The 24,548-nt window shown below is 38.3% G+C and carries 25 protein-coding genes; 10 read left to right on the forward strand and 15 right to left on the reverse strand.

Translation table 11 applies throughout. The annotated features are described in order from the left end of the window. Positions 1-108: 108 nt before the first annotated feature. The 6 genes from ACWITO_RS12445 to ACWITO_RS12470 all read right to left on the reverse strand — a co-directional run bounded on the left by ACWITO_RS12445 (position 109) and on the right by ACWITO_RS12470 (position 5,473). Entirely contained in the window at positions 109-681 is a 573-nt protein-coding gene (locus ACWITO_RS12445; protein ID WP_448530323.1) for a DUF502 domain-containing protein, read from the reverse strand. 138 nt (positions 682-819) lie between these two features. Next, positions 820-2,007, reverse strand: a complete 1,188-nt coding sequence (gene kbl, locus ACWITO_RS12450; protein WP_448530324.1) for a glycine C-acetyltransferase — start codon at positions 2,005-2,007, stop codon at positions 820-822. A 13-nt stretch (positions 2,008-2,020) separates the two neighbouring features. Then, positions 2,021-3,367, reverse strand: coding sequence for an acetyl-CoA carboxylase biotin carboxylase subunit (gene accC, locus ACWITO_RS12455; protein ID WP_448530325.1), 1,347 nt, complete (start codon positions 3,365-3,367; stop codon positions 2,021-2,023). A gap of 93 nt (positions 3,368-3,460) precedes the next feature. Continuing rightward, positions 3,461-4,300: an Rpn family recombination-promoting nuclease/putative transposase gene (locus ACWITO_RS12460; RefSeq protein WP_448530326.1), complete on the reverse strand. Its 840-nt coding sequence runs from the start codon at positions 4,298-4,300 to the stop codon at positions 3,461-3,463. A gap of 14 nt (positions 4,301-4,314) precedes the next feature. After that, positions 4,315-4,875, reverse strand: coding sequence for a TerD family protein (locus ACWITO_RS12465; RefSeq protein ID WP_448530327.1), 561 nt, complete (start codon positions 4,873-4,875; stop codon positions 4,315-4,317). Positions 4,876-4,912: 37 nt separating this feature from the next. Further along, complete coding sequence (locus tag ACWITO_RS12470) at positions 4,913-5,473, reverse strand: TerD family protein (RefSeq protein WP_448530328.1); 561 nt, start codon at positions 5,471-5,473, stop codon at positions 4,913-4,915. Between the two features lie 322 nt (positions 5,474-5,795). Between ACWITO_RS12470 and ACWITO_RS12475 the strand changes: the two genes are divergently transcribed. The 3 genes from ACWITO_RS12475 to ACWITO_RS12485 are packed head-to-tail and all read left to right on the forward strand — an operon-like array spanning position 5,796 to position 7,970. Next, entirely contained in the window at positions 5,796-6,515 is a 720-nt protein-coding gene (locus tag ACWITO_RS12475) for a hypothetical protein (protein WP_448530329.1), read from the forward strand. A 24-nt stretch (positions 6,516-6,539) separates the two neighbouring features. Then, complete coding sequence (locus ACWITO_RS12480) at positions 6,540-7,127, forward strand: RNA polymerase sigma factor (RefSeq protein ID WP_448530330.1); 588 nt, start codon at positions 6,540-6,542, stop codon at positions 7,125-7,127. Positions 7,128-7,157: 30 nt separating this feature from the next. After that, positions 7,158-7,970, forward strand: coding sequence for an anti-sigma factor (locus ACWITO_RS12485; protein ID WP_448530373.1), 813 nt, complete (start codon positions 7,158-7,160; stop codon positions 7,968-7,970). Here ACWITO_RS12485 and ACWITO_RS12490 read toward each other — a convergent pair. The 3 genes from ACWITO_RS12490 to ACWITO_RS12500 are packed head-to-tail and all read right to left on the reverse strand — an operon-like array spanning position 7,967 to position 10,062. After that, the gene (locus ACWITO_RS12490; protein WP_448530331.1) at positions 7,967-8,701 is read right to left on the reverse strand and encodes an arginine-tRNA-protein transferase; all 735 of its coding nucleotides are present in this window, start codon (positions 8,699-8,701) and stop codon (positions 7,967-7,969) included. The two genes, ACWITO_RS12485 and ACWITO_RS12490, sit on opposite strands and share 4 nt — an antisense overlap. A gap of 49 nt (positions 8,702-8,750) precedes the next feature. After that, positions 8,751-9,293: a hypothetical protein gene (locus ACWITO_RS12495; RefSeq protein WP_448530332.1), complete on the reverse strand. Its 543-nt coding sequence runs from the start codon at positions 9,291-9,293 to the stop codon at positions 8,751-8,753. Between the two features lie 43 nt (positions 9,294-9,336). Beyond that, complete coding sequence (locus ACWITO_RS12500) at positions 9,337-10,062, reverse strand: tRNA1(Val) (adenine(37)-N6)-methyltransferase (protein ID WP_448530333.1); 726 nt, start codon at positions 10,060-10,062, stop codon at positions 9,337-9,339. A 327-nt stretch (positions 10,063-10,389) separates the two neighbouring features. On the opposite strand from ACWITO_RS12500, the gene ACWITO_RS12505 reads away from it, so the two are divergent. Further along, on the forward strand, positions 10,390-10,965 hold the full coding sequence (locus tag ACWITO_RS12505; RefSeq protein WP_448530334.1) for a MarC family protein: 576 nt from the start codon (positions 10,390-10,392) through the stop codon (positions 10,963-10,965). 157 nt (positions 10,966-11,122) lie between these two features. Here the strand turns inward: ACWITO_RS12505 and ACWITO_RS12510 are convergent, their stop codons facing one another. Further along, on the reverse strand, positions 11,123-11,620 hold the full coding sequence (locus tag ACWITO_RS12510) for a YceI family protein (protein ID WP_448530335.1): 498 nt from the start codon (positions 11,618-11,620) through the stop codon (positions 11,123-11,125). A 158-nt stretch (positions 11,621-11,778) separates the two neighbouring features. On the opposite strand from ACWITO_RS12510, the gene ACWITO_RS12515 reads away from it, so the two are divergent. Continuing rightward, positions 11,779-14,214: a prolyl oligopeptidase family serine peptidase gene (locus tag ACWITO_RS12515; RefSeq protein ID WP_448530336.1), complete on the forward strand. Its 2,436-nt coding sequence runs from the start codon at positions 11,779-11,781 to the stop codon at positions 14,212-14,214. Between the two features lie 220 nt (positions 14,215-14,434). On the opposite strand, the gene pyk is transcribed toward ACWITO_RS12515, so the two are convergent. Both pyk and ACWITO_RS12525 read right to left on the reverse strand, forming a co-directional pair. After that, positions 14,435-15,865 carry a pyruvate kinase gene (pyk, locus tag ACWITO_RS12520; protein ID WP_448530337.1) on the reverse strand — a complete coding sequence of 477 codons (1,431 nt, stop codon included), beginning with the start codon at positions 15,863-15,865 and terminating at the stop codon, positions 14,435-14,437. A 90-nt stretch (positions 15,866-15,955) separates the two neighbouring features. Next, complete coding sequence (locus ACWITO_RS12525) at positions 15,956-16,594, reverse strand: O-methyltransferase (protein ID WP_448530338.1); 639 nt, start codon at positions 16,592-16,594, stop codon at positions 15,956-15,958. A 115-nt stretch (positions 16,595-16,709) separates the two neighbouring features. Here ACWITO_RS12525 and ACWITO_RS12530 point away from each other — a divergent pair, with 115 nt between their 5' ends. Beyond that, complete coding sequence (locus tag ACWITO_RS12530) at positions 16,710-17,471, forward strand: hypothetical protein (RefSeq protein WP_448530339.1); 762 nt, start codon at positions 16,710-16,712, stop codon at positions 17,469-17,471. A gap of 4 nt (positions 17,472-17,475) precedes the next feature. Here the strand turns inward: ACWITO_RS12530 and ACWITO_RS12535 are convergent, their stop codons facing one another. The 3 genes from ACWITO_RS12535 to ACWITO_RS12545 all read right to left on the reverse strand — a co-directional run bounded on the left by ACWITO_RS12535 (position 17,476) and on the right by ACWITO_RS12545 (position 20,497). Beyond that, positions 17,476-18,822, reverse strand: coding sequence for an efflux RND transporter periplasmic adaptor subunit (locus ACWITO_RS12535; protein WP_448530340.1), 1,347 nt, complete (start codon positions 18,820-18,822; stop codon positions 17,476-17,478). 250 nt (positions 18,823-19,072) lie between these two features. Further along, positions 19,073-19,963 (reverse strand): SPFH domain-containing protein, encoded by an 891-nt coding sequence (locus tag ACWITO_RS12540; protein ID WP_448530341.1) that lies wholly within the window; start codon positions 19,961-19,963, stop codon positions 19,073-19,075. A 129-nt stretch (positions 19,964-20,092) separates the two neighbouring features. Continuing rightward, on the reverse strand, positions 20,093-20,497 hold the full coding sequence (locus ACWITO_RS12545) for a lipocalin family protein (RefSeq protein WP_448530342.1): 405 nt from the start codon (positions 20,495-20,497) through the stop codon (positions 20,093-20,095). Between the two features lie 312 nt (positions 20,498-20,809). Here ACWITO_RS12545 and mnmA point away from each other — a divergent pair, with 312 nt between their 5' ends. The 4 genes from mnmA (at position 20,810) to ACWITO_RS12565 (ending at position 24,511) form a co-directional block, all read left to right on the forward strand. After that, complete coding sequence (gene mnmA, locus ACWITO_RS12550; RefSeq protein ID WP_448530343.1) at positions 20,810-21,979, forward strand: tRNA 2-thiouridine(34) synthase MnmA; 1,170 nt, start codon at positions 20,810-20,812, stop codon at positions 21,977-21,979. Between the two features lie 11 nt (positions 21,980-21,990). Continuing rightward, positions 21,991-22,953, forward strand: coding sequence for a PDDEXK nuclease domain-containing protein (locus tag ACWITO_RS12555; RefSeq protein ID WP_448530344.1), 963 nt, complete (start codon positions 21,991-21,993; stop codon positions 22,951-22,953). Between the two features lie 128 nt (positions 22,954-23,081). Beyond that, positions 23,082-23,966, forward strand: a complete 885-nt coding sequence (locus ACWITO_RS12560) for an SDR family oxidoreductase (protein WP_448530345.1) — start codon at positions 23,082-23,084, stop codon at positions 23,964-23,966. Between the two features lie 71 nt (positions 23,967-24,037). Continuing rightward, positions 24,038-24,511, forward strand: coding sequence for an SRPBCC family protein (locus tag ACWITO_RS12565; protein ID WP_448530346.1), 474 nt, complete (start codon positions 24,038-24,040; stop codon positions 24,509-24,511). Positions 24,512-24,548: the final 37 nt, after the last annotated feature.

Here is a 24,548-nt window from a genome sequence, read left to right on the forward strand (position 1 = left end):
AATTTGTTAATTTTATCCTTTATGGTCATTTTTATCCGAAGAATTATCAAAAAAAATAAATCCTAAACAACCTCAAAATCTACTTTGGGAGTTACAAAAGAAAAGCGTTTATTCAGGCTTTTTTTCGCCTTCGTCTAAATCAATTACTCCACCTGAAACAATAAATTTCATAATATCTGCTCCACTGCTGGCAAGAGGTGTGATAAACTTTTTTTCCACAATAAACAAATTTCCCGAAAAATTGTAGGAGTGAGGGATATACACAGCTACAAAACTTTCGTCCAGCCCCCACTCGTTAAGGTCTTCCTGCGTGATAAAGCCCAAACGTTTGAGGTTAGAATCTTGTGAAATTTGTACGAGTACAGGTTTATCAAACTTTTTCTTTTCGCCTACAAAGGCAGAAGTTAAATCTTTGATAGAAGAATAAATGATACGTACAAAAGGTAGTTTCTCTAAGATTTTATCAAAAAATTGCAAAATAGGCTTTGTGAGCCAAGCCGAACCCAAGTAACCCAGCAAGGTTGTGCCTACTACTACTACAATTACCCCCAAACCGGGCACCTGAAAGTAGGGAAAAAGTTTGTCCAAAGCATTTACGACAAAATACAAAGCATAAGCCGTAATGCTTACAGGAACTACAAAGAGCAAGCCTCTGAAAAAATAACGTAAAAAATATTTCATATAAAGTTTGGGTTAGAGGCAAAATATACAGAAACAGGATACAGGAAGCAGGAGCAAGATATAAGCCCTAAAGAAAGCCTCTTGGGATTGAAAAAAGCTCAAAATTTTGAAGCTCTACTTCCTGTTTCCTAATATTCGTTATCCTTTCAAAACACCTAACTCTTTACCTACTTCTGTAAAGGCTTGGATAGCTTTATCCAAGTGGTGCAATTCGTGAGCGGCAGAAATCTGTACACGTATGCGAGCCTGCCCTTTGGGTACTACGGGGTAAAAGAAGCCAACAACATAAATGCCTTTATCCAAAAGCCTTTCAGCGAATTTTTGTGCAAGCACTGCATCATAAAGCATTATAGGTACAATGGGGTGTTCGCCCGGTTTTATATCAAAACCTGCTTCACTGATTTTCTGACGGAAATACTTGGTATTGCGTTCCAGTTTATCTCGCAATTCGGTAGTTTCGGAAAGCATATCCAAAACCGCAATAGAAGCCGCTACAATAGCAGGAGCAAGAGCATTAGAAAACAAATAAGGACGAGAGCGTTGGCGTAAAATATCAATGATTTCTTTTTTCCCACTCGTAAAACCGCCCATAGCACCGCCCAGAGCCTTGCCGAGTGTGCCTGTGATAATATCTATTTTCCCCATTACGCCTCTGTATTCGTGAGTGCCTCTGCCATTTTTACCCATAAATCCCGAAGCGTGGCACTCATCAATCATAATGAGTGCATTGTATTTTTCGGCAAGTTCTACGATTTTATCCAGTTGGGCAATGGTGCCGTCCATAGAAAATACGCCATCTGTAACAATAATACGGGTGCGAGCATTTTGGGCTTCTTGCAATTTAGCTTCCAAATCTGCCATATCGTTGTGTTTGTAGCGGAAGCGTTGGGCTTTGCACAAACGAATGCCGTCAATAATAGAGGCGTGATTCAGTTCATCAGAAATGATAGCATCTTGTTCGTTGAAAAGAGGCTCAAATACACCGCCATTGGCATCAAAAGCGGCTGCGTAGAGAATGGTATCTTCGGTGCCTAAAAACTCGGAAATTTTACGCTCTAATTCTTTGTGAATATCTTGCGTTCCGCAGATAAAACGCACCGAAGACATACCGAAGCCGTGTGTATCCAAGGCTTTTTTGGCGGCTTCAATCACTTTGGGGTGCGAAGAAAGCCCTAAATAATTGTTTGCACAAAAGTTGATAACTTCTTTGCCATTGGCAACAATATCCGCCCCTTGGGGGGTAGTGATGATGCGTTCTTTCTTGAAAAGACCTGCATTTTCTATTTCTTGCAGTTCTTGGGCGAGTAGTGCTTGATTGGTGTACATAGTCGTAAATATTTTACAAGCCAGAGTAATCGTAATTGTTCATATATTGCGTTGTAAAGTCTTTTCCGTTTTGGAAATTGGGGTCGTCCATTAGGCGAATAAGTAGTGGAATGGTGGTTTTAACACCATCAATGACAAACTCTTGCAAAGCTCGTTTCATTCTGACAATCACCTCCTCACGAGATTGAGCCGTTACAATGACTTTGGCAATCATTGAGTCGTAGTTGGGGGGTATCACATAGCCCGAATAAATGTGCGTATCCACTCTCACACCTGCTCCGCCAGGGATATGTAAGTTGGTAATTTTGCCTGGACAAGGTCTAAAATCTTTTCCAGGGTCTTCGGCATTGATACGACACTCCATAGAATAAGCCAAAGGATAATAATTTTTCCCTGAAATAGGTATTCCTGCCGCAACTTTAATTTGCTCTTTTACCAAATCCCAACCTGTAACGGCTTCTGTAACGGGGTGTTCTACTTGTATGCGGGTATTCATTTCCATAAAGTAGAAATCGCCATTTTTATCCAAAAGAAACTCAATAGTGCCTGCACCCTCATAATTGATAGCTTTTGCCCCTTTGATAGCGGCTTGCCCCATTTTTTCACGAAGTTTTTCGTCAAGTAGTGGCGAGGGGGTTTCTTCAATGAGTTTTTGGTTACGGCGTTGGATAGAGCAATCTCTTTCCGAAAGGTGGCAGACATTGCCGAATTGGTCGCCGAATACCTGAATTTCTATGTGTCGGGGGCTTTCGATGAATTTTTCCATATACAAGCCATCGTTCCCGAAGGCGGCACCTGCTTCCAGTTTGGCATCGTTCCAAGCTTTTTCTAAATCTTCTTCTTTGTGTACGATACGCATACCACGCCCGCCTCCGCCTGCGGTAGCTTTCAGGATAACGGGATATTTGATTTTTTTGGCAATTTTTTTAGCTTCTGCAAGGTCTTCAATAATGCCATCGGAGCCAGGCACCGTAGGCACGCCTGCGGCTTTCATTGTGGCTTTGGCGGTAGCTTTATCGCCCATTTTCTGAATTTGTTCGGGGGTAGCCCCGATGAATTTGATATTGTGTTCTTGGCAAGTTTTAGAAAAAAGAGCATTTTCAGAAAGAAATCCATATCCAGGGTGAATGGCATCGGCATTGGTAATTTCGGCGGCGGCAATGATAGCAGGAATGTTGAGGTAAGATTGTTTGCTGGGGGCGGGTCCTATGCAAACCGCTTCATCAGCAAATCTGACGTGCAAACTTTCTTTATCAGCCGTAGAATATACTGCCACGGTTTTTATGCCCATTTCTTTGCAGGTGCGTATGATACGTAAAGCTATTTCCCCACGATTGGCAATCAGGATTTTCTTGAACATACGTTTGTTTGTTTGGGTTTATTTTTGCAAATAAAAAGGTTTTTCCGAAAAAATCCGAAAAAACCTTGTGAATTTTGTGATGTTCTTGTTGCTTTATGTTTTGCGTTTTTTTACTTCTTGACGCAAATTTTGAATTTCTATTAGCGATAATCCAGTTGCTTTGGCAATAAAATCATCATCAGAACCTAACGAAATTAGATTTTTAGCAATTTCTATGCTTTTCTCTTCCACAGCCGTTTCCAAAACACTTTTCAAATCTCGGTAATAGATAAGACTTTCTTCGTATTTTTCACGTTGCTCAGGGCTTAAATTGGCAAGTTCTGCTGTTTGAAAGGCTTTCTGAAAAATAGGTTCATTCAAAATGCTTGGAATATGGTCAAAATTTTCTAAATTTTTCAAAAAATAGCACCATTTATCAAATTTGCTTTCCAGCTCGTGTTCTTTTTTCTGAAACAAAGGCATTTGCAAAAATTTGAAATGGAGTTTATCAAAGAAAAGGTCGCCGTCTTGGTCTTTGAGGGCTACATCTCGCCTAAACTTGCGTTTTTCTTCGTTTTCGTCATACTCAAAATCAAGAATGGCTACAAAATAAATGGGTTCAAGCCTGAAATTCCATTCGCCTTGTTGGGCTTGGTCGCGTATGGGAAAAGTTATGTAAAAAAGACTTCTATCTTTGAAAAATTTAACTTTGGCTTTTTGCATTTCCACAATAAACCTCTCGCCTGATACAGCTTTGCAATGAATATCAAAAATGGCTTTTCTTTCAGCAGAAACTTCGGCAAGGCTTTCGGAGTTGCGAAAATCTAAATCCGCAATTTGGTGATGAGGAGGTAAGAGCTGGTTCAAAAAATCAATGAGCAAGTCTTTATTTGCCTCTTCACCAAAAAGTTTTTTGAAACCAAAATCTGTATAAGGGTTAATGAACCTTGCCATACAAGCCATTTCCTTTATGCATACATATCCACATAGCCTTGCAGACCTTTGTTGCCGCCTATGCCTGTGGCAGTGAAAATCCATTCGCCATTTTCGCGTTTGAGCCTTCCAAATTCTACATCAGTAGAAGTGGGGTAGTCGGCATCTAAATCATAACGCAAAATTTCACGTTTGGTTTCTACATCATAAATGCGAATGTAAGCATCGGAAAGCATACCAAAGTTATGCTTACGGCTTTCGGCATCGTGTATGCTCACAATAACTAAAATTTCGCTCACCGCAGGGCTTACAGCGTCCAAATTAGCAAGAATCATTTCATCATCTTCATCGCCCACGCCAGTTCGGTTATCGCCTGTGTGCTTGATAGCCCCATCAGGAGATTGCAGATTGTTGTAGAAAACAAAATACTCGTCGCTGGGCAGTTTGCCTCTTTCATTTATCATAAATACCGAAGCGTCCAAATCTAAAGCATTGCCTGCTTTTACTTCCCAGCCCAAGCCTATCATAATTTTTTTGAGCGAGGGTTCTTTTTTGGTAAGGTTGAATGAACTACCTTTTTTGAGTGATATTGCCATAAACTATGATTTTTTGATTGATAAGTTTAGATTAGGTTCAAACATATTTATCTACATATCCTTGTAAGCCAATGGCTGTTCCTATGCCTGTTGCAATAAAATGCCAGCCGTCTTCTTCTCTTTTCAGCCTACCAAATTCAATTTCAGTAAAAGAGGCATTATTTTCATCTAAACGAAAGCGTACAACTTCTCGGCTATTTTCTACATCAACCAAACGAATGTAGGCATTTTTGAGCAAACCAAAATGGTGCTTGCGGGCTTCGGCTTCGTGAATGCTCACTACCACAATGAGTTCTTTGATAGCTGGATTTACCGCAGGCAAATTGGCAAGAATCATTTCGTCATCATCATCGCCTATGCCCGTTCGGTTATCGCCTGTATGTTTCAGTGAGCCATCAGGCGATTGCAGATTGTTGTAAAAAATAAAATACTCATCGGCAGGGATTTTGCCATTTTCGCCAATCATAAATACCGAAGCATCTAAATCTATGGTAGAGCCGGGCAAAACTTCCCAGCCCAAGCCTATCATAATTTTTTTGAGTGAGGGTTCTTTTTTGGTAAGGTTGAGTTTGTTTCCTTTACTTAGTTCTATTCCCATAAATGCTTCGCTGATTTTTTTAGCAAAAAAAATGTTTTTATTGATTTTTGCAAAATTTTTTAGGAAAACCTTGTCTTGTATGCCGAGATTAAAACGACTATCAAGTTTTACAAGATTTGATTTTTTTTGATTTTCAAAGATTTATAGCATAAACTTCCCAAAAAGAATTTTGTTGCACTATAATTAAAGAATGGTGGGAGAAACCTTGAAACTGATTGTTTTTGGCATAAATTTTGAAATTTCATTTGGAGATTTGAGATTTTTTTAGTATTTTATGCAAGGCATTTTTTGATATTTTCCAAAAACCAAATACACAAATCTTATGAAAAGTTTAGCTCACAACTGGCTTACCGAAGGACTTATAGATTTTGAGTACAAAAAATATGTACTGCTGGCGTATCTGAAAAATGTTCAGAATGAGTTTGAGGCTACTCGGCTTTATCCTTATCTTTCGGATTTGGTTTTTCATTATCAAAATCTGCTTTCTTTCAAAGAAGGCAAACATCTTTTGCGTCAGAATTTCCCCAAACAAATCACACAAGCAGATTTTGAAAAGTTGCGTTTGCAATACGAAATTTTGGTAGATGATGACGAAATTATGCAAACGTTGGAAGAAATTGTAGAATTTGCTATTCCCAACTTTCGCAATTTGCTCAAAGAAGGCAAAAATCTTTACGATTATGTAGAAAGCCGTTTAGAACTTTCTTTGGTAGGCATTGCCCCCTTGTATCAGGAAGAAGGCTATTTGATGCTCTACGAGGAAATTTTGAAAAATATTCAAGTGTATGAGTATCAGGTTTCTATCTTTGAAAACTTGGAAAATCCTTACCGAGCCATTCATTTGCACTATTTAGAAACAATCCAAAAAAGCCTTTTTGAAACTTTTGAAAATCTAAAACTCGCTTTGCTTCGTAAGTATTCCAAACTGCCTAACCCAGCTACGTACCTGATTGTGGCAAAAGTGCCGTATCCTTTGCAAGAAACACTTTTGCCTGTGGCAAAAAGAGTGCTTGTAAGGCATCTTTCGCAGAAAGCCGCCTAAAAAATTTGCTTGCTACCAAAATGTTTGTTTAATTTACGTGCAAATATCAAGTTTTTGCAAGGTTTGGAAAAAGAAAAAACATTTTGGATAGAAAGTGAGTTGATTGTTCAACTCAAAGCCAAAAATGAAAAGGCTTTGGAGTATCTGTACGACCACTACGCTTCGTGTATGTATGGAGTTGCTCTGCAAATCCTGAAAAGCGAAGTGTTGGCTCAAGATGCTTTGCAAGAAGCTTTTGTGAAAATTTGGCAAAATATTCAAAATTATGATAGTACCAAAGGCAAACTTTTTACTTGGCTACTAAATATCTTACGAAATACTGCTATTGATAAATTGCGAGCCAAAGAAGCCAAATACAAAGCCGAAAATTTGAAAAATATTGCCAAGAAAGCAGATAATGATACGCTGAATCAATCCGAACTCATTGGCATAGGAGAGCTAACACAAAAACTAAAACCCGAACACCGAGTTATTATTGAAATGATGTATTTTGAAGGCTATTCCCAATCGGAAATTGCCGAAAAATTGGGAATACCACTGGGTACCGTAAAGACCCGAGCCAAAAACGCTTTAGATTTTTTACGCAATTTGCTGAAAGAAGATACTTTTTGAATTGAATTCAAAATATTTACTGCCTTGGAAGTGCAAAAATTTATAGAATCAGGCATATTGAGTGTGTATGTTTTGGGTATTGCCACCGAAGAAGAAAAGCAAGAAGTGGAGCGTATGGCGGCTTTGTATCCTGAAATTAGAGAGGAATTGGAAAGCCTGCAAAATGCTTTGAATGAATATGTTGCTCAATACGAAGTGCCTGTACCTGCTCATCTCAAACAAAAAGTTTTTGAAAAAATTCAGGATACTGAAAATGTACAGGCTAAATTGAAGCCAAATCATAGCTCCGATGGCTACACGGTGCCTTTTCCTTCGGTACAAAAGTGGAAGTATGGCTTGGTGGCATCTTTGATGCTACTGGCTTTCAGTGCTTTGCTGAATGTGCAGTTGTACCAAAACCTTAAAGAAACACAGAGGGAGCTATCCATTGCCCAAGCCCAAAATATGGAAGGGGAAAAAAGAATTACAGCCCTGCAAACCCAATACAAAACCATTGAGCAAGAACTTGCCTTATTGCAAAATCCTGATTATCATATTACTTACTTGGAGGGCTTGCAAGAGGTAGCTCCAAGGTCTTATGCTACGGTTTTTTGGAACGAAAAAGAAAACAAAGCCTATATTTTTACCAATTCACTGCCTCAGCCGCCCCAAGACAAACAATATCAACTTTGGGCACTGACAGATGATAATATCATCTGGGACGCAGGTGTATTTGATTGGGGCAAATTTTCGCCTGTCAAATGTTTCAAAAAGCCTCAAAAATTCATTATCACCCTTGAAAAGAAGGGGGGCGTTCCCAAAGCCGAAGGAGCGGCGTATGCTATGGGTAGCGTGAAAAGTTAGTTTTCGGACTTTACTTCTGTTTCTTGAAATTTCACCCAACTGAAACTTTCCCATTGGAGTTTTTCAAGGGCTGAAAATCTTTTTTTGTAGTCATAAAAAGAGTTTCTATCGTAAGCATAGCCCAAATAAAGATACGTTTTGCCCAATTCTTTTGCCCATTCTATTTCTTTTAGGAGTGTGAAAATTCCTAAGCTATGTTCCAAATAGTCGGTATCAAACATAGCATAAATGCTTGAAAACGCTTTGGGGGTAATATCTACAAAACTGCAAGCTACTAGCTTTTCTTTATCCCAAACTTCAATCTCATACGTAGGTAGGGGCGTACTATCGGGAGTTTCTGAAAGGAAGTTGTATAAAGACATAGGGCGGCTATGTTCTGAAAAACGCAAGGCGTGTTTTTCAAACAAGAGATGCTTTTCGGGGTTGAGGCTTACCAACTGCCTTTTGATAGAAAACTGCTCATTTTTTCTCAAAATTTTACGCTGACTTTTAGAAAGTTGGAAGTGGGGTAAAAAAATACGCAAGGGTATCACTTTTACGGGTAAAAATTCATTATTGCTTTCTAAAAATGAGCTTTCAAGACGAAAAAAGTATGTGCCAAAATGCCGCCAACCTTGCGAAAGCAAGATATCTAATTCTTCGGGGCTAATGCTCTCCAAATGAAAGTAATTATCTTTTAGTTCCAAGGCTTTGATGTTTGATTTAGAAAAATCGTGGCTTTTTGTGTTCAAAAACGTTTCCTGCTTCTTGCTTCCTGTTTCTATACAACAAACAACTACGCTATTTTTTTACTTTTTCCATATTTCGGGCAAAATCAAATCCGATAGGCTCACGTTTGTTGCTTTCCCAAGCAGTCATTTCTTGCATAAATTCCTCAATATGGCTTAAAATAAGCACTTCGCTGAAATCTTTGGGTTCAAAATTTCCAAGTACGATAGGCTCTCGTTTTTCAACCCATTGCTCAATATAAGGGAAATAGATAGTAGCGGTAATGGTTCGGTTGTAGGTTTGGGCATAGCTCAACATACCGCCATATTTGATGTAAGATTTGACACTATCAATGGTTTTGAGCAAAATACCGCTGTAAGTATTTTTGAGATGCAAAGAAACCGCTTCCAGATTGATACTTTGGGGGGCGTGGTCGTTGTACTCTTGTAAGCCTATGTACCATTCCAGAGGAACTGCCTTGATAACTTTATCCATTGCCTCAATGAGCAAGTTTTTGGTGCCTTGAAGCCAAGTTTGGTGTCTTTCCTGAATTTTGGAAAGGCTTTGCAGGTAAGCCTCTCGTTGCCTGCTAATTTTTTGAATGATTTGCTCCATAATATTTTGATACTTAAAACCTTTTCAAACTAACAAGTATTTTTCAAAAATGCAAATAAAAATCTTTGAGCAATGTCTTAAATTCATTGGTATATTCGTCTTTTTCGTTTCTGATAAATAAATTTTCGCTCACAAGATTACTTTCATAAAATCCAAAAGCCGCAATTTCACGCAGTATTGGGTGTTTGGGGCTGTGAAAAATATGTAGCTTTTTCTGCGGAAAAAGATTTTTTCTTTTTGCCCAAAGGCAAAACTTTTCCATAAAAAATGGAGGGAGTAGTATAAAGGCTCTGCCTTGTGATGCGAGTAAAAGCACTATTGCTTCGGCTAAATCTTCCAATGGAAGGCTATTTTGGTGCAGAGCCATATTGAGCTTTTCATCAGGACTTTGCAAGTAATTGGCATAAAAAGGCGGATTGCAAACTATTAGGTCGTATGTAGATGCTTTTGAACTTTGGGCAAAATCTTGAATAGAAGTATGATGAAGGTGAATAGTTGCGTAAAAAGGGCTGTGTGAAATATTCTGTTGGGCTTGCCGAAAGGCATCTTTTTCTATTTCTACGGCTTCAATTTGGCTATTAGGGAAGCGTTGGGCGAGCATCAGCGAGAGCAAGCCTGTACCTGTGCCTATGTCCAAAATTTTTTGTGGATTTTCTGTAAAAGCCCAAGCACCCAAAATGCAAGCCTCTGTGCTTACTTTCATAGCGGTATGGGCTTGGTCTATACGAAATTGCTTGAACTGAAAATAAGTGTTTTTCTGTCTTTTCACAACATTACTTTTGACAAAAAAAGTCAAAATCTGACTAATGGCATAATTTAAGGGCAAAAAAATAAAATTTTAAGCAAAATAAAATTTTGTTTATACAAAATTTTTGGTTTCTATTTCAGATTTTAATGCGAGTTTTAATATTGTATTTTGAAAAGTATATTTATTGACAAATTGACATTTTTTGAATTTACGTTTGCACTTTTTTAATCTTTTTATTGAATTTTTCCAAGTTGCAAATTTTATCATTAAAAATTTAGAACAAAATTTTGTTTGGCAAGAAATTTGTTGGTAATTTTGCGTTAGGAACGAAAAAAACGAGTTTTAGCTATGTTGAACTTTAAGGAAATTCTGACCGTATCGCTGATTTTATTTTCAGTGATTGATATTTTAGGCTCTGTGCCTGTTATTATTGATTTGAAAAAGCGTACAGGTGCATTACACGCTACGCAGGCTACTTTTGTAGCAGGCTTGATAATGATTGCTTTCCTTTTTTTGGGAGAAAGCATTTTGCGAGTTTTAGGACTGGATACCCCTTCTTTTGCTATTGCAGGGGCATTAGTTATCTTCTTTTTAGGTTTGGAAATGGTGTTGGGCATTCATTTTTTCCGTGGCGAAATGCAGGGTAATGGCTCTTCGGCTTCTATTGTACCTATTGCTTTCCCGATTATTGCAGGGGCAGGCACAATGACAACTATTCTTTCGCTTCGTGCCGAATATCAGCAGGTTTCTATTCTGATAGCCATTGTGCTGAATTTGGTTTTAGTGTATGCCGTCTTGAAGGCTTCGGGCTGGATAGAACGCAAACTCGGACAAGCAGGTACTGATGTGCTTCGCAAAGTATTTGGGGTAATTTTGCTTGCTATTGCCATCAAAATGTTTAGAGTGCATTTGGGAATAATGTAAAAGTGGATGCAGGAGGAAGGAAACAAGAAACAAAAAAAGTTGATTATTTACATTCAAAAATTTCAGCGTTCAAACCTTTAAGGATTTGAACGCTCATTTTTTTTGAATCAATTGTCAAAAATTCTGTTTCCTTACCACAAATCAGACTTAAAAGTTACTATTTTTGAGCTTTTAGCTCAATATTTACAATTACTTCATCACCAAGCACCCAACTTTTGCCTCCTAAGCCAAAATCTCTGCGATTGATGCTGAAATTACCCGAAAAAGTTGCTTCATTGCCATTGGGTACAAAACGAAAAGGCATTTGCACTTCTTGGGTTTTGTTGCGAATGGTGAGTTCAAAATAGCCTACAAATTGCTCTTTCTCTTTGATAATTTTTGTGGATTTCATTCGCAAAAACGGAAATTTCACTGCATCAAAATAATCATCTTTGCGTAAGTGTTTATCACGACTTTTGTTGCCTGTATTGATAGTTTCGGCTTTTACAGAGGCTTCCATAGTGCTTTGAGCCAAGTTTTCAGGAGAAAAGTAAATTTTCGCCTCCAAGCCACCCAAAGAGCCATTTACATAGCTTCCAAAGTTTTTAATTTTGAAATTGATTTGGGCATCTTTTACTTGCCAATTCGTTTGGGCTTTTGCTTCAAAAAAAAACAATCAGCAAGATTAAAAAAATACCTATCTGACGCATTTTCATACTTTTTTTGCTCATACTTTTTTTGCTCAAAATAACACATTCTTTGGCAAATTGTTTGGGCAATGTACTAAATTGCTTATGAAAACGTTTTGAAAAGAAACTAAAATCTTACAAAGCAATGCAAAAGAAATCGCTTATCCTCTTACTATTTTGGGGCTTGATAAATGTTTTTCAAGTTTCTGCCCAAGAAGATGTAACTTATCAGAAACCCTCTGCTCCGATATTGGCATTAGCCGACTACGAAAGACCGCCTGCTATCAGTATGGACAAGGACAAAAACTATATGCTTTTGCTCTATCGCGATACTTACAAAAGTTTAGACGAACTTAACCAAGATGAATTGAGGCTGGCAGGTTTGCGTATCAATCCCAATTTATTTGCAAGTTCTACAATGAACTATGTCAAAAATCTTAAAATCAGGAAAGTAAAAGACGTAAAAGCCGAACCAACTCCTGTAAAAGGCTTGCCCGCCAATGCCAAAATCTCTTTTATCACTTGGTCGCCTGATTACAAAAAAATAGCCTTCGCCAATACTACGGAAAAAGGTGTAGAACTTTGGTGGATAGATGTTAGCACTGCCCAAGCTCAAAAAATTACGGAAGCTACCCTGAACGCAAGTGTAGGGAATCCTTTTGTTTGGTACAAAGATAGTGAGCATTTGCTTGTAAAGTTTATCCCCGAGCCACGTCCCCAACTCATTGATAAATCGAAGGAAACCCCCAAAGGACCCATTGTTTCCGTAGCCGAAGGCAAAGCCTCACAAAATAGAACCTTTCAGGATTTGCTTAAAAATAAAGTAGATGAGCAAAATTTTGAAAGTTTGCTTAGCTCCCAACTTTTCAAAGTGCATACAAGCGGCACAAAAACCTTATTTAAGGACAAGGAACTCTATGTGGGTATGTCTTTTTCGCCTGATGGCAATTATTTAATGCTTACCAGCCTACAAAAGCCATTTTCGTATCTTGTGCCTTACAGCCGATTTCCGCAGGCAAGCAAAGTGTATGATAACAAAGGCAATTTGGTAAAAATTGTAAATGAAGTTCCTTTGAACGAAATTATCCCCAAAGGTTTTTCGGCAGTTCGTAAGGGTAAAAGAAATATGGCTTGGCGTGATGATATGCCTGCAACTTTATACTTTGTAGAGGCTCTTGACGAGGGCGACCCTGCTAAAAAAGTAGATTACCGAGATGAAATTTTTGTGTGGCAAGCTCCTTTTGATAAAGCCCCTATTTCTATTGCAAAAACTCAACAGCGTTTTGCGGGTATCATTTGGGGCAATGAGCAACTTGCCATAGTGTATGATTCTTGGTATGATAGCCGTAATCAGAAAACTTACCTTATCAATCCTTCTCAGCCAAGCCAAACGCCTCGCATCATTTCTGACCGAAACTATCAAGACCTTTACAACGACCCAGGCAGGTTCAGTACCCAAACCAATCAGTTTGGGCAAGAAGTGCTGGCTATAGAAAACAACAAATTATTTCTCATAGGCGAAGGTTTCAGCCCCAAAGGGCAGTTTCCGTTTATTGATGAACTGGATTTGAAAACACTCAAAAAGCAACGTTTGTATCAGTCGGCTTTTACTGATAAAAAAGAGGATATTATTTCCATTGAAGACCATAAAGCAGGTGTGGCTTTGGTGCAAATTCAATCCCCGACCGAGTATCCAAACTATTTTTTGAGAAACTATAAAAAGCGTATCGCTCCTATGCAAATTACTTTCACGCCCAATCCTTTTGAAAGCATCAAGAATGTCAAGAAGCAGGTAATCAAATACAAAAGAAATGATGGATTAGAGCTTTCAGGAACGCTGTATCTGCCTTTGGGTTATGATGAAAACAAAAAAGAAAAATTGCCCTTGTTGATATGGGCGTATCCACGCGAGTACAAAGATATGCAAACCGCAGGGCAATCTAACCAAAATCCAAACGAATTCACTTTCCCCAATTATGGCTCATTTATTTATTGGGTAACCAAAGGCTACGTAGTATTAGATGATGCGGCTTTTCCGATAGTAGGAGAGGGCAGTCAGGAGCCTAACGATACTTTCATTGAGCAACTGGTTGCCAATGCCAAAGCCGCCATTGATGCCGTAGATAATTTGGGCTACATAGATAGAACCAAAGTTGCCATTGGAGGGCACTCTTACGGGGCATTTATGACAGCCAACTTGCTGGCACATTCCGATTTGTTTGTGTGTGGTGTGGCTCGCAGTGGTGCGTATAATCGTACGCTTACACCTTTTGGATTTCAGAGCGAACAGCGAAACTATTGGGACGCTCCCGAAGTGTATAACAAAATGTCGCCTTTTATGAACGCTCATAAAATCAAAAAGCCTATTTTGCTCATTCACGGAGAGGCAGATAATAACCCAGGTACTTTTACTTTGCAAACAGAAAGGCTCTTTCAGGCTATAAAAGGTTTAGGCGGTACGGCAAGAATGGTGATTTTGCCTCGCGAAAGCCACGGCTACGCCGCCAAAGAAAGTATCTTACACGTATTGTGGGAACAGGAGCAGTTTCTGGATAGGTATTTGAAAGGAATGAACAAGTAAAATTTTGTAATTATTTACATCTGCATATTCGTACAAGCGACAATATCCTTAAAAGATATTGTCGCTTTTTTTATACTTGTTTTGAACTAAAAATTAACGTAGTTATTTACGTTCAAAAAGTCTAAGGTTCAAGCGTTTTAGGTGAAATTTTATTCCGCCTAAATATCCAATGCCTTAAATTCTGTTTTCTGCTTCTTATTTCCTGTTTCCATACTACAAATTAGCTCACAATACTAATTTTGATAGCATTGGTTCGCTGTTTTTCTTCAATAGGCATACTGGCAAGCTGAATAACCACATCGCCTTCGCTTACGTAGTTTTTTTCTTTGAGAATATCAATAATATCTTTGAAAGTGGTATCAGTAGAAATGAACTTATCATAAAAAAGTGTTCTGACACCCCAAACCAAGTTGAGTGTATTCATTAGTGGTTCGTTGCTGGTGAAAATAAAAATATCAGCTTCGGGACGATGGCTTGCCAAGCGATAGGCTGTATAACCCGAATTGGTCATACCTACAATGGCTTTGGCACCTGTTTGGCGAGCCAAATTGCAAGCCGCCGCAATGAGGCTATCGCTGTAAAAGGTTTTGGAGTTTCTATCTACTTCTAAATTTTTGTGATATAATTTTTTTACACGTTCTTCTACGTACTGAATGGTTTTTGCCATACTGCGAATAACCTGCATTGGGTACAAACCTGTGGCTGTTTCAGCGGAAAGCATAAGGGCGTCAGCTCCATCTACTACGGCATTGGCAATGTCGTTGGTTTCGGCACGGGTAGGGCGTGGGCTGTTTATCATACTTTCCATCATTTGCGTAGCAATGATAACAGGTTTTGCGGCTTTTTGGCACTTTTCAACAATCATTTTTTGTAAAAGAGGTACCAGCTCTGCGTCCATTTCTACGCCCAAATCGCCACGAGCTACCATAATACCATCGGCAACTTTGATGATTTCGTCAATGTTTTCAATGGCTTCGGGACGCTCAATTTTGGCAATGATTTTAGGATTTTTGCCTTTGAGCTGAACCAAATGCTTCAAGAGCAAAATATCAGTGGCAGTTCTTACGAAAGAAAGAGCAATCCATTCCAAATTACTTTCCAAGCCAAAAAGTACATCTTCGCTATCTTTTTCGGTGAGTGAAGGCGAGGATACTTCGGTTTGGGGCAAGTTCATACCCTTTTTAGATTTGAGCAAACCGCCGTGAATAACTTTCGTGAAGACTTGCTTTTCATTTTTTCCCGTAACAATGAGTTCTATTTTGCCGTCATCAAGCAAAATCGTTTCACCCACTTTGACATCTTTGGGCAAAAACTGATACACAGTGCTTACCATTTGCTTGTTGCCAAGCAATTCGTCTATGGTAATGGTGAAATCTTGCCCTTCTTCTAGCTCTATGCCATTGTTTTCTACTACTCCAATGCGAATTTTAGGACCTTGCAAATCTTGCAAACAGCACAAGTTTAAGCCATATTCTCGGTTGATTTCCCTGATATGATTGATAACTTCCTGATGCCCTTCGTGAGTGCCGTGAGAAAAATTGAGCCTGAATACATCTACGCCTGCTTGTGCGAGTTGGAGGATTTTTTCTTTGGTATTTGTAGCAGGTCCGAGAGTTGCAATGATTTTGGTTTTGTTGAAAAGAATTCCCATAGCTGTAAGAATTGTAGATTGCGAAAATTTTGCTTCAAGTTAAAACTATTCGGCTAAAAGCCCAAATGATATAAAGTTATTTGTAAAAATTTACAGTTTTCTTGCAATCATCAAACCATCTCGCAAGGGTAGAAGCAAGTTTTCTACCCTTGTATCGTTTTGTACAAGGCTATTGAAGGCTCGCAGAGCCTCTGTATCTTTATCCGTAAATTGCGTATCAGCTACCTTGCCCGACCAAAGCACATTATCAGCGATAATCCAGCCGCCTTTGCGTACTTGGGGTAAAACCATTTCGTAATATTTGGCATAATTGAGCTTATCGGCATCTATAAAAACCAAATCCCAAGTTTCTTGGAGTGTAGGGATAATTTCCAAAGCATTACCAATAAGCATTTCAATTTTTTTCTCAAAACCTGCTTTTGCAAAAAAATTTTTGGCAAAATCTTCTAACTCCTCATTTTTATCAATGGTAATGAGTTTGCCGTTTTCTTGCAAACCTTCTGCAAGGCACAAAGCCGAATAACCTGTATAAGTGCCTATTTCTAAAATTCGATTGGGAGCAAGCATTTGCGAAATCATTGCCAAAAAACGCCCCTGCAAATGCCCTGAAAGCATACGAGGCATCAAAACTTTTAGATGTGTTTGCCGATTGAGTTCCTTCAAAACATCATTTTCAGGTGAAGTATGAATTTCGGCATATTTCTGAATAAAATCAGCAAGCAGTTCCATTGAATAAAACAAAATTTAACTCAAAATTAACATTTTTTATTTGCTTTTTTGCTCAAAAATCTTAAATTTTGCAAGTATAATTCTGCAAACTCTAACACAAAAATTATGAACGCTTATGAAACACTTTTTACATCTTTTTTTGCTTGGCTTACTACTTTCCACTTGCAAACCTTTTTTGGAGCGAAAGGTGATGCTTCTTACGCTTCCTGTGGAGGAAAAAAACGATAGTACGCTTATTCTGAAAGCACATCTGATAGATTACAATCCCAAAAAGCCTATCCGAGAGTTTGGTTTTGTGGTAAGTCTTGGGGATAGCTCTCAACTGCAAACTTTTTCAAAAAAAGTATGTACTTACAACTCAGACTCTTGTAGAGCAGAGTTTCTTACCTTACATTATACCGATGAAGATTTGCTTTTCAAAAATCCCAACCCCATAAATATTGAACCCAAGAAAGTTTTTGTGAAAAGTTATGTTTTGCAGGAAAATGATGAACTTATTTGGGGTAATTTGCAAGAAATTGAACTCAATTGGGGAAGCATTGCAAATATTTCCTCAACTGTCACCAGTATTACCTTTGATTACGTGATTGATTGGGGAGAAGATTGTGATGATATTGCACTCAATAACTATGGGCTTATAGAATATGGCTTCTTTTACCACAGCCAGCCCAACCCTTCGGAAAGTAGCCATATTGGTAAAATTACTGAATTTTTAGCTGATGATTTTTTATTGGTGTGTTTGGGTGGTAATAGTCAGTTTTTAAGAACTTTTACGGTACAAAACTTACAGCCTCGTACAACATATTATTTTCGGTATTACACAAAAATAAACGGACAAATTCGCTATGGGCAAACATTTAGTGCGACAACACAATAGCAATTTATTTGCTTTTTAGTTCCACTTCATCGCCATCTTTAAGTTTTTTATCAATGGCTTGGAAGGGGGCTGTTACAATTTTTTCGCCTACTTGTAAGCCCGAAACAATCTCAATATTTTCAAAATCGCTGATGCCTGTTTTTACTTCACGTAAACTAACTTTTTTAGTTTTTTCATCATAAACAAAAACATACTCTTTCTTTTCGTTTTCAGTTTTGCCTTTCTTTTCGTCTTTGGTGTTGTTTGGGGTAGTTTTGTTTTCCGAGTTGCCTTTGGTAGTTTGTTTCTTTACTTCTTCTTCGCTTTTTGCAACTACCGCCGCAAGAGGTACTACGGGGATATTTCTTTTGGTTTGCGTAATAATTTCTACGCTGGCACTTGTACCCGGACGAAAAGGCGAGAGCCTGCCACTTTTGGCTTTCAAATCTTGATACGATTCGCTTAAAATTTTCACTTTCACCTGAAATTCTGTTACCGCTTCGGCAGAAACCGTAGGATTGGCGGTATTGGCAATGGCTGTAACAATGCCTTTGAATTTGCGATTTCGGTAGGCTTCTACTTCTACATCAGCCGTATCGCCCAGCGAAACCCGAATAATATCATTTTCATTGACATCAACACGCACTTCCATTTCATTGAGGTTGGCAATGCGTAAGAGTTCCGTGCCTGCCATTTGAGCAGTTCCTACTACCCGCTCGCCTTTTTCTACGGCAAGTTTGGAAATCACTCCACTCATAGGGGCATACACAGAAGTACGCGTAAGATTTTGGATAGTTTCATTGACGGTAGCTGAAGCACTCTGAATATTGAATTGTGCCGCTACTACATTTTGCTTGGCAGATTCCAGTTCTTGCTGAGCTACTTTGTATTCGGCAGTAGCTTGTTCAAATTCTAATTCAGAAATTACTTTTTGTTCAAATAGCTTTTTTTGTCTTTCGTAATTGGCTTGGCTACGTGTAAATTGAGCTTCTGCCTGCAACCTGCGAGCTTCTGCCTGAGCCAAAGCGGCACGGCTGTTGTTGAGTGTTGCCTGAGAGCGTTGTACGGCAAGCTCATAATTATCGGGGCGAATACGCAAAAGTAATTGCCCTTGTACCACCGAATCGCCTTCTTTTACATATAGTTCTGTAATTTCACCCGAAACATCAGGGCTTAATTTCACTTCCGTAACAGGCTGAACTTTGCCCGAAGCCCCCACTTTTTCGGTTATTATTCCACTTTTGACTTCTGCAATTTCTACTTGCTCCAATTTTTTCTTATTGCCACCCAAAAAAATAGATAAAATCACTAAAACAACCACAATTCCTATCAGATACCAAATAATTTTCGCAGATTTCTTTTTCTTACTCATAGAAGTTTAAGGTTCAAGGGGTTAAAAGGTTAGGGAATAAAACTTCAAAGGTTGAATAGTTTGAATATTTGTAATGATTTAGATTTAAAAAGTTCAAAGGTTTAAGAGTTTGAAGTAAAAGTTTTACTCCGTTTAAATCCTGTTTCTTGCTTCTTGTTTCTATCCTACAAATTAGACCTAAACAATACGAAGATTTAAATTTTAGTGTTTCAAAATCTTGTTTTCTACTATGTAAATTTAGCAAGAAAACTTATTTAGGTTGAACAATAATACCGCCGCCTGCTCCTACGTACTGGGGAGTTTGTCCATTCCACTTCTTGATTTTTTCGTATTCAATCAGATTGGTTGAAATAGACTCTGCCAATTTACGATTGTATTCGGCTTCGGCTTCGGCACGAATACGCATAGCTTCGGCATAGCCTTTGGCTTTTTCTACTTCTTTTTGGGCTTCGGCACGTTCTTGAGCCACTTCTTGTTCTTTTTTGAGAGCAATCTGGCGGGCATTGATTTTGGCATTGATATTATCTACTACGCCTTGTGGCAAACGCAATTCATTAAGCAATACAACTTGCTCTACCACAAAGCCTTCTTTTTCCAGAAACCCTTTGATTTCTGCTTCCGATTCGTTCTGGAATTGGATTTTATTTTCATAGAGTTGCTCGGCGGTGTATTTGCCCGAAACTTTATTGTAAGCCTCACGCATATAGTTACGCATTACGGTTTTATCCAGTTCTTCCAGCGGCTTTCTGTATTTTCTGAAAATTTCTGCGGCTTTATTGGGGGCAACACGGTAATTCATAGAAACATCAAAAGAAACTACCAATCCGTCTTTGGTAGTTACTCTAAATTCCTCATTGCTTCTGCTACCTTCGGTGGCATCGCGAGTAAAAACTACATTCTGTACAAAAGTAGGAAATTCATAAATTTGGGTAGTAAAAGGATTGTACCACACCCAACCTGTGGCTTCTGTAACATCTTGTACGCCACGCTCCGAGCCGTAGAGTTTTACAACCAGCCCTACGTGTCCTGCATCTATACGCTTGCAAGCACTTGAAATAATCGTGATTATCAAAACAATGACAGCTACTGAAACTACAATTTTGAACAAACCACCAATACCACTTGTGTTTTTGGTTGCCATAACAAATAAAGTTTAGTTCTGAACGCAAAGATAAATTTTTTAGTACAGAAATTACAATTTTTTCTTGAAGCAATAAAAAACCCTGCTTGGGCAGGGCTTTTGGGTTAAAGAATAAGGCTTTTTTGAAACTTAGTTGGCGGCTTTGAAGGCTAAAGTTTGGTTATTGCCTTTGCCTACCATTTTGGATTTGGTGAGTTCAAGAACTTCTATTTCACTTTCTTTGTCTTCACCTTCAATTTTCATTTTCAACTTTTTACCATCATCACTGATAGACCAAGTGCCTTTGGCTTTTTGCCCCATCATACTTGCCTCCAAAGAACCATCTTTTTTGAAGTCAAAATACATATCCTTCATCATTTCTTCGGCAAGTTTCATTTCAGCATCAGAGATTTTTTTACCTTCTTTTTCACTTTCTTTTTTCAAAGCCTCAACATCAATTACCCATTTTCTAGCAATTAAATCTTTGGGGCTTCCTTTGCAGGCTACCATAGCAATAGCTACCACTAAAAGCAAAATTTGGGATAGTCTTTTCATAAAAACAAAATTAAATTGTGAAAGAATTGAACATTTTTTTTCAAAGAACTTGTTTTTTTTTCTCAAAAACAAAAAAAAATCAAAAAAAATATTCAAAATCTTACAAAATGCAAGTAATAAGAGTAAAATGTGGGATATTGTTTTGAGTAGCCAACAACAAGCATAAAAATAGAAAGGGTTTTGTCCATAATGCCAACTGAATAAATATTTTTGCAGAATGTTCAACAAAACGTTATTTTTGAACGTTTTTTAGGTGGTTTAGGAAACTAAATTTTTGTAAATCTTGAAAATCATTTTAATCTTAGCAAAAAAATGCGTGTAGTTGTCGGAATGTCGGGGGGAGTAGATTCCAGTGTGGCGGCGTATTTGCTCAAAGAGCAAGGCTATGAAGTAATTGGAATTTTTATGAAAAACTGGCACGATGAAAGCGTTGTCATCAACAATGAATGTCCTTGGGTAGAAGATAGCAACGATGCCCTCATTGTAGCCGAAAAGCTAAATATTCCCTTTCGGGTACTAGATTTGAGCAAAGAATACAAACAGCGAATTGTAGATTATATGTTCGCCGAATACGAGGCAGGTAGAACCCCTAACCCTGATGTACTCTGTAACCGAGAAATAAAATTTGATGTATTTCTGAACGCCGCTCTCCAACTGGGAGCAGATTTTGTAGCCACAGGACATTACGCACAGAAAGATAGTTTTGGCAAAGACGGAAAAACGATTTATCGTTTGCTGGCGGGCAGAGATGAAAACAAAGACCAAAGCTATTTTCTCTGCCAACTTACCCAAGAGCAACTCGCCAAAGCTCTTTTCCCGATAGGACATTTGAAAAAAAGTGAGGTGAGAGCTATTGCCAAAAAAGCAGATTTGATTACCGCCGAAAAAAAGGACTCACAAGGCTTGTGTTTTGTAGGTAAAATTCGCCTGCCCGACTTCTTGCAACAACAACTTGCTCCTAAAAAAGGTAGAATTATTGAAATTGACGCAAATAGTCCTATTTTTAAGCAGAACGGCAAAACCGATGATTTACATACACTTACCGAAGCCTATCATTTTCATTCCTCTGATGGCAAGTTTGTGGGGGAGCATATTGGGGCACACTTTTTTACTATTGGGCAAAGAAAAGGCTTAAATGTAGGTGGTAAGCCCAAACCTTTGTTCGTCTTGGCTACTGATGTTGCAGAAAATATTGTTTATGTAGGGCAAGGACACGACCACCCTGCCCTCAACCGAAAAGGTTTGCGGGTACGAAATGCAGATGTACATTGGGTTCGTGAAGATTTGCGTATGCAAGTAGGCGAAAAAAGGGAGTACTTAGCTCGTATTCGTTACCGACAACCATTGAGCAAGGCTACACTTTATCAAGAAGCAGATTTTCTGTATATCCTTTTTCAAGAGGCTCAGCAAGCCATTACGCCCGGACAATTTGTAGTTTGGTATGAAAAAAACGAACTAATCGGTTCGGGAGTGATAGCCTGAAACTAAATTTTATGGAAAAAGATTTTTTTGAAATCGTTCAATTGATAAAAAAAGCACAGAAAAATGCTCTCAAAGCAGTCAATGCTGAATTGATAAATCTATATTGGAATATAGGAGAGTATGTAAGTAAAAAGGTTTCAAGCTCTCAGTGGGGTGATGGTGTGGTAACTGAATTGGCAAAATACATCTTGACCAACGAGCCAAGCATAAAAGGATTTTCAGATAAAAATATTTGGCGAATGAAGCAGTTTTATGAGGCATACAAAGAAACACCTCAACTCTCAACGCTGTTGAGAGAAATAAGTTGGTCACACAATTTAATAATCATTTCAAGGTGTAAAACCATAGAGGAGAGAGAATTTTATTTGAAACTTGCTAAACAAGAAAATTATAGTGTTAGAGAGTTAGATAGGCAAATATCAGCAAGCCTATTTGAAAGAACGATGCTGAGTAATTCCTCAAATTTATTCAATTTGCCAGAAAAAAATTTCACTAACACTCTCAAAGATAGTTATGTGTTTGAATTCTTAAACTTATCGGAAAAGCATAGCGAAAAAGATTTGCAAAAAGAGCTTGTCAAGCAAATGAAAAATTTTATCCTTGAGCTTGGAAGAGATTTTTTATTTATTGGGGAAGAGTATAAATTACAGGTAGGTTTTTCTGATTTTTTTGTAGATTTACTTTTCTATCATCGTTCTCTGCAATGTTTGGTTGCTATTGAATTGAAAGCAGATAAGTTTCAGCCAGAGCATCTGGGAAAGCTTAATTTTTATTTAGAAGCACTTGACCGAAATATTAAAAAACCTCACGAAAATCCGAGCATAGGCATATTGCTTTGCAAAGATAAGGACAGCGAAGTTGTTGAATATGCTTTGAGTAGAAGTTTATCACCAACAATGGTGGCAGAATATCAAACCCAACTACCCGATAAAAGACTCTTGCAACAAAAGTTGAGAGAATTATTCAATGAATAAATACCAAGGGCTTGGCTAATTTACTTCATTCAAAAAAATATTGAAACAAACCTGTTTTGGGGAGGTTTCATCATAAATATTTGAAAATCAAACAAAAAACAAATTTCTAAACTTAAAAGATTTTACTTATGCACACACAAGGAATGTTACGCGAAAATGCTCTTTCGGGCAAAACCATAGTAGTTACAGGCGGCGGTACAGGTCTGGGCTATTCTATGAGTAAGTATTTTTTAGAACTTGGGGCAAATGTAGTGATTACAAGCCGAAAAATAGAGGTTTTACAAGAAGCCGCTCAAAAACTCGCTTCCGAAACCAACAATACCAATATTGCTTATTTTGCTTGTGATGTGCGTAAATATGAGGAAGTAGAAGCAATGCTTACCCAAAGTGTTGAACGTTTTGGTAAAGTCAATGGACTTGTGAATAACGCCGCAGGAAATTTTATCAGTCCTACCGAAAGGCTTTCGGCAAAGGCTTTTGATACCGTTGTAGATATTGTGCTAAAAGGAACATACTACTGCACCCTTGCTTTTGGCAAGTATTGGATTAAAGAGCAAATTCCTGCAAGTGTTTTAAGCATTGTAACTACCTATGCTTGGACAGGTTCGGGCTTTGTAGTACCTTCGGCTTGTGCCAAGGCGGGTGTGCTGGCTCTTACACGTTCGCTTGCTGTTGAGTGGGCAAGACATAAAATTCGCTTCAATGCCATTGCACCCGGTCCTTTTCCTACGCCTGGGGCTTGGGAACGTTTGTTTCCGCCTGCACTTGCCGAAACAGATTTGGGTAAAAAACTTTCGCCTGAGCATCGTATTCCTTTGGGTAGAGTAGGAGAGCATCAGGAACTTGCCAATTTAGCCGCTTATTTGATGTCTGACTTTTCTGCTTACATCAATGGCGAAGTAATTACCATAGATGGCGGTGAATGGATTAGAGGAGCAGGCGAATTTAATGACCTTGTCGCTTTACCCGAACAAATGTGGGATTTCTTGGAGCAAATGCGTAAAAAAGGATAGATTTTCCACTTCATAGCAAAACATTTTTGTTGCAAAAGTAGTATAAAGTAAAAATTTACTTTGTACTACTTATGCTTTATCAATTGTATCGTAAGCAGGTTTTGCCAATAACTTTGGAAGAGGCTTGGGAGTTTTTTTCTTCACCCTTCAATCTGAAAAAAATAACGCCTCCCGATATGGGCTTTGAGGTGAAACTCATTAGCCCCGAACAGAAAATGTATGCAGGAATGATTATTGCCTACAAAGTGCGTCCTTTGTTGGGTATTCCGATGAACTGGGTAACTGAAATTACTCACGTAAGAGAACCTTATTTCTTTGTAGATGAACAGCGATTTGGTCCGTATAGCTTTTGGCATCATCAGCACCATTTTCGCGAGGTTCGTGAAGGCGTAGAAATGGAAGACTTGGTAAGCTATAAAATTCCTTTGGGGCTTTTAGGCAAAGTAGCCAATGCTCTTTTTGTGCGTAAGCGTTTGGAATATATTTTTGACTACCGATACAAGATTTTAGAAGAAATATTCCCCCAAACGGCGGTTTTGCAGTAATAAAATAAAAAGGGACGCATATTTTTGCGTCCCTTTT

This window comes from Raineya sp. (assembly GCF_053497555.1).

Bases quoted from the DNA above. Each gene is read 5' to 3' on its own strand.
- ACWITO_RS12445 (WP_448530323.1), bottom strand. From the start codon at position 681: ATGAAATATTTTTTACGTTATTTTTTCAGAGGCTTGCTCTTTGTAGTT.
- kbl (WP_448530324.1), bottom strand. From the start codon at position 2,007: ATGTACACCAATCAAGCACTACTCGCCCAAGAACTGCAAGAAATAGAA.
- accC (WP_448530325.1), bottom strand. From the start codon at position 3,367: ATGTTCAAGAAAATCCTGATTGCCAATCGTGGGGAAATAGCTTTACGT.
- ACWITO_RS12460 (WP_448530326.1), bottom strand. From the start codon at position 4,300: ATGGCAAGGTTCATTAACCCTTATACAGATTTTGGTTTCAAAAAACTT.
- ACWITO_RS12465 (WP_448530327.1), bottom strand. From the start codon at position 4,875: ATGGCAATATCACTCAAAAAAGGTAGTTCATTCAACCTTACCAAAAAA.
- ACWITO_RS12470 (WP_448530328.1), bottom strand. From the start codon at position 5,473: ATGGGAATAGAACTAAGTAAAGGAAACAAACTCAACCTTACCAAAAAA.
- ACWITO_RS12475 (WP_448530329.1), top strand. From the start codon at position 5,796: ATGAAAAGTTTAGCTCACAACTGGCTTACCGAAGGACTTATAGATTTT.
- ACWITO_RS12495 (WP_448530332.1), bottom strand. From the start codon at position 9,293: ATGGAGCAAATCATTCAAAAAATTAGCAGGCAACGAGAGGCTTACCTG.
- ACWITO_RS12505 (WP_448530334.1), top strand. From the start codon at position 10,390: ATGTTGAACTTTAAGGAAATTCTGACCGTATCGCTGATTTTATTTTCA.
- ACWITO_RS12515 (WP_448530336.1), top strand. From the start codon at position 11,779: ATGCAAAAGAAATCGCTTATCCTCTTACTATTTTGGGGCTTGATAAAT.
- pyk (WP_448530337.1), bottom strand. From the start codon at position 15,865: ATGGGAATTCTTTTCAACAAAACCAAAATCATTGCAACTCTCGGACCT.
- ACWITO_RS12525 (WP_448530338.1), bottom strand. From the start codon at position 16,594: ATGGAACTGCTTGCTGATTTTATTCAGAAATATGCCGAAATTCATACT.
- ACWITO_RS12530 (WP_448530339.1), top strand. From the start codon at position 16,710: ATGAAACACTTTTTACATCTTTTTTTGCTTGGCTTACTACTTTCCACT.
- ACWITO_RS12535 (WP_448530340.1), bottom strand. From the start codon at position 18,822: ATGAGTAAGAAAAAGAAATCTGCGAAAATTATTTGGTATCTGATAGGA.
- ACWITO_RS12540 (WP_448530341.1), bottom strand. From the start codon at position 19,963: ATGGCAACCAAAAACACAAGTGGTATTGGTGGTTTGTTCAAAATTGTA.
- ACWITO_RS12545 (WP_448530342.1), bottom strand. From the start codon at position 20,497: ATGAAAAGACTATCCCAAATTTTGCTTTTAGTGGTAGCTATTGCTATG.
- mnmA (WP_448530343.1), top strand. From the start codon at position 20,810: ATGCGTGTAGTTGTCGGAATGTCGGGGGGAGTAGATTCCAGTGTGGCG.
- ACWITO_RS12555 (WP_448530344.1), top strand. From the start codon at position 21,991: ATGGAAAAAGATTTTTTTGAAATCGTTCAATTGATAAAAAAAGCACAG.
- ACWITO_RS12560 (WP_448530345.1), top strand. From the start codon at position 23,082: ATGCACACACAAGGAATGTTACGCGAAAATGCTCTTTCGGGCAAAACC.
- ACWITO_RS12565 (WP_448530346.1), top strand. From the start codon at position 24,038: ATGCTTTATCAATTGTATCGTAAGCAGGTTTTGCCAATAACTTTGGAA.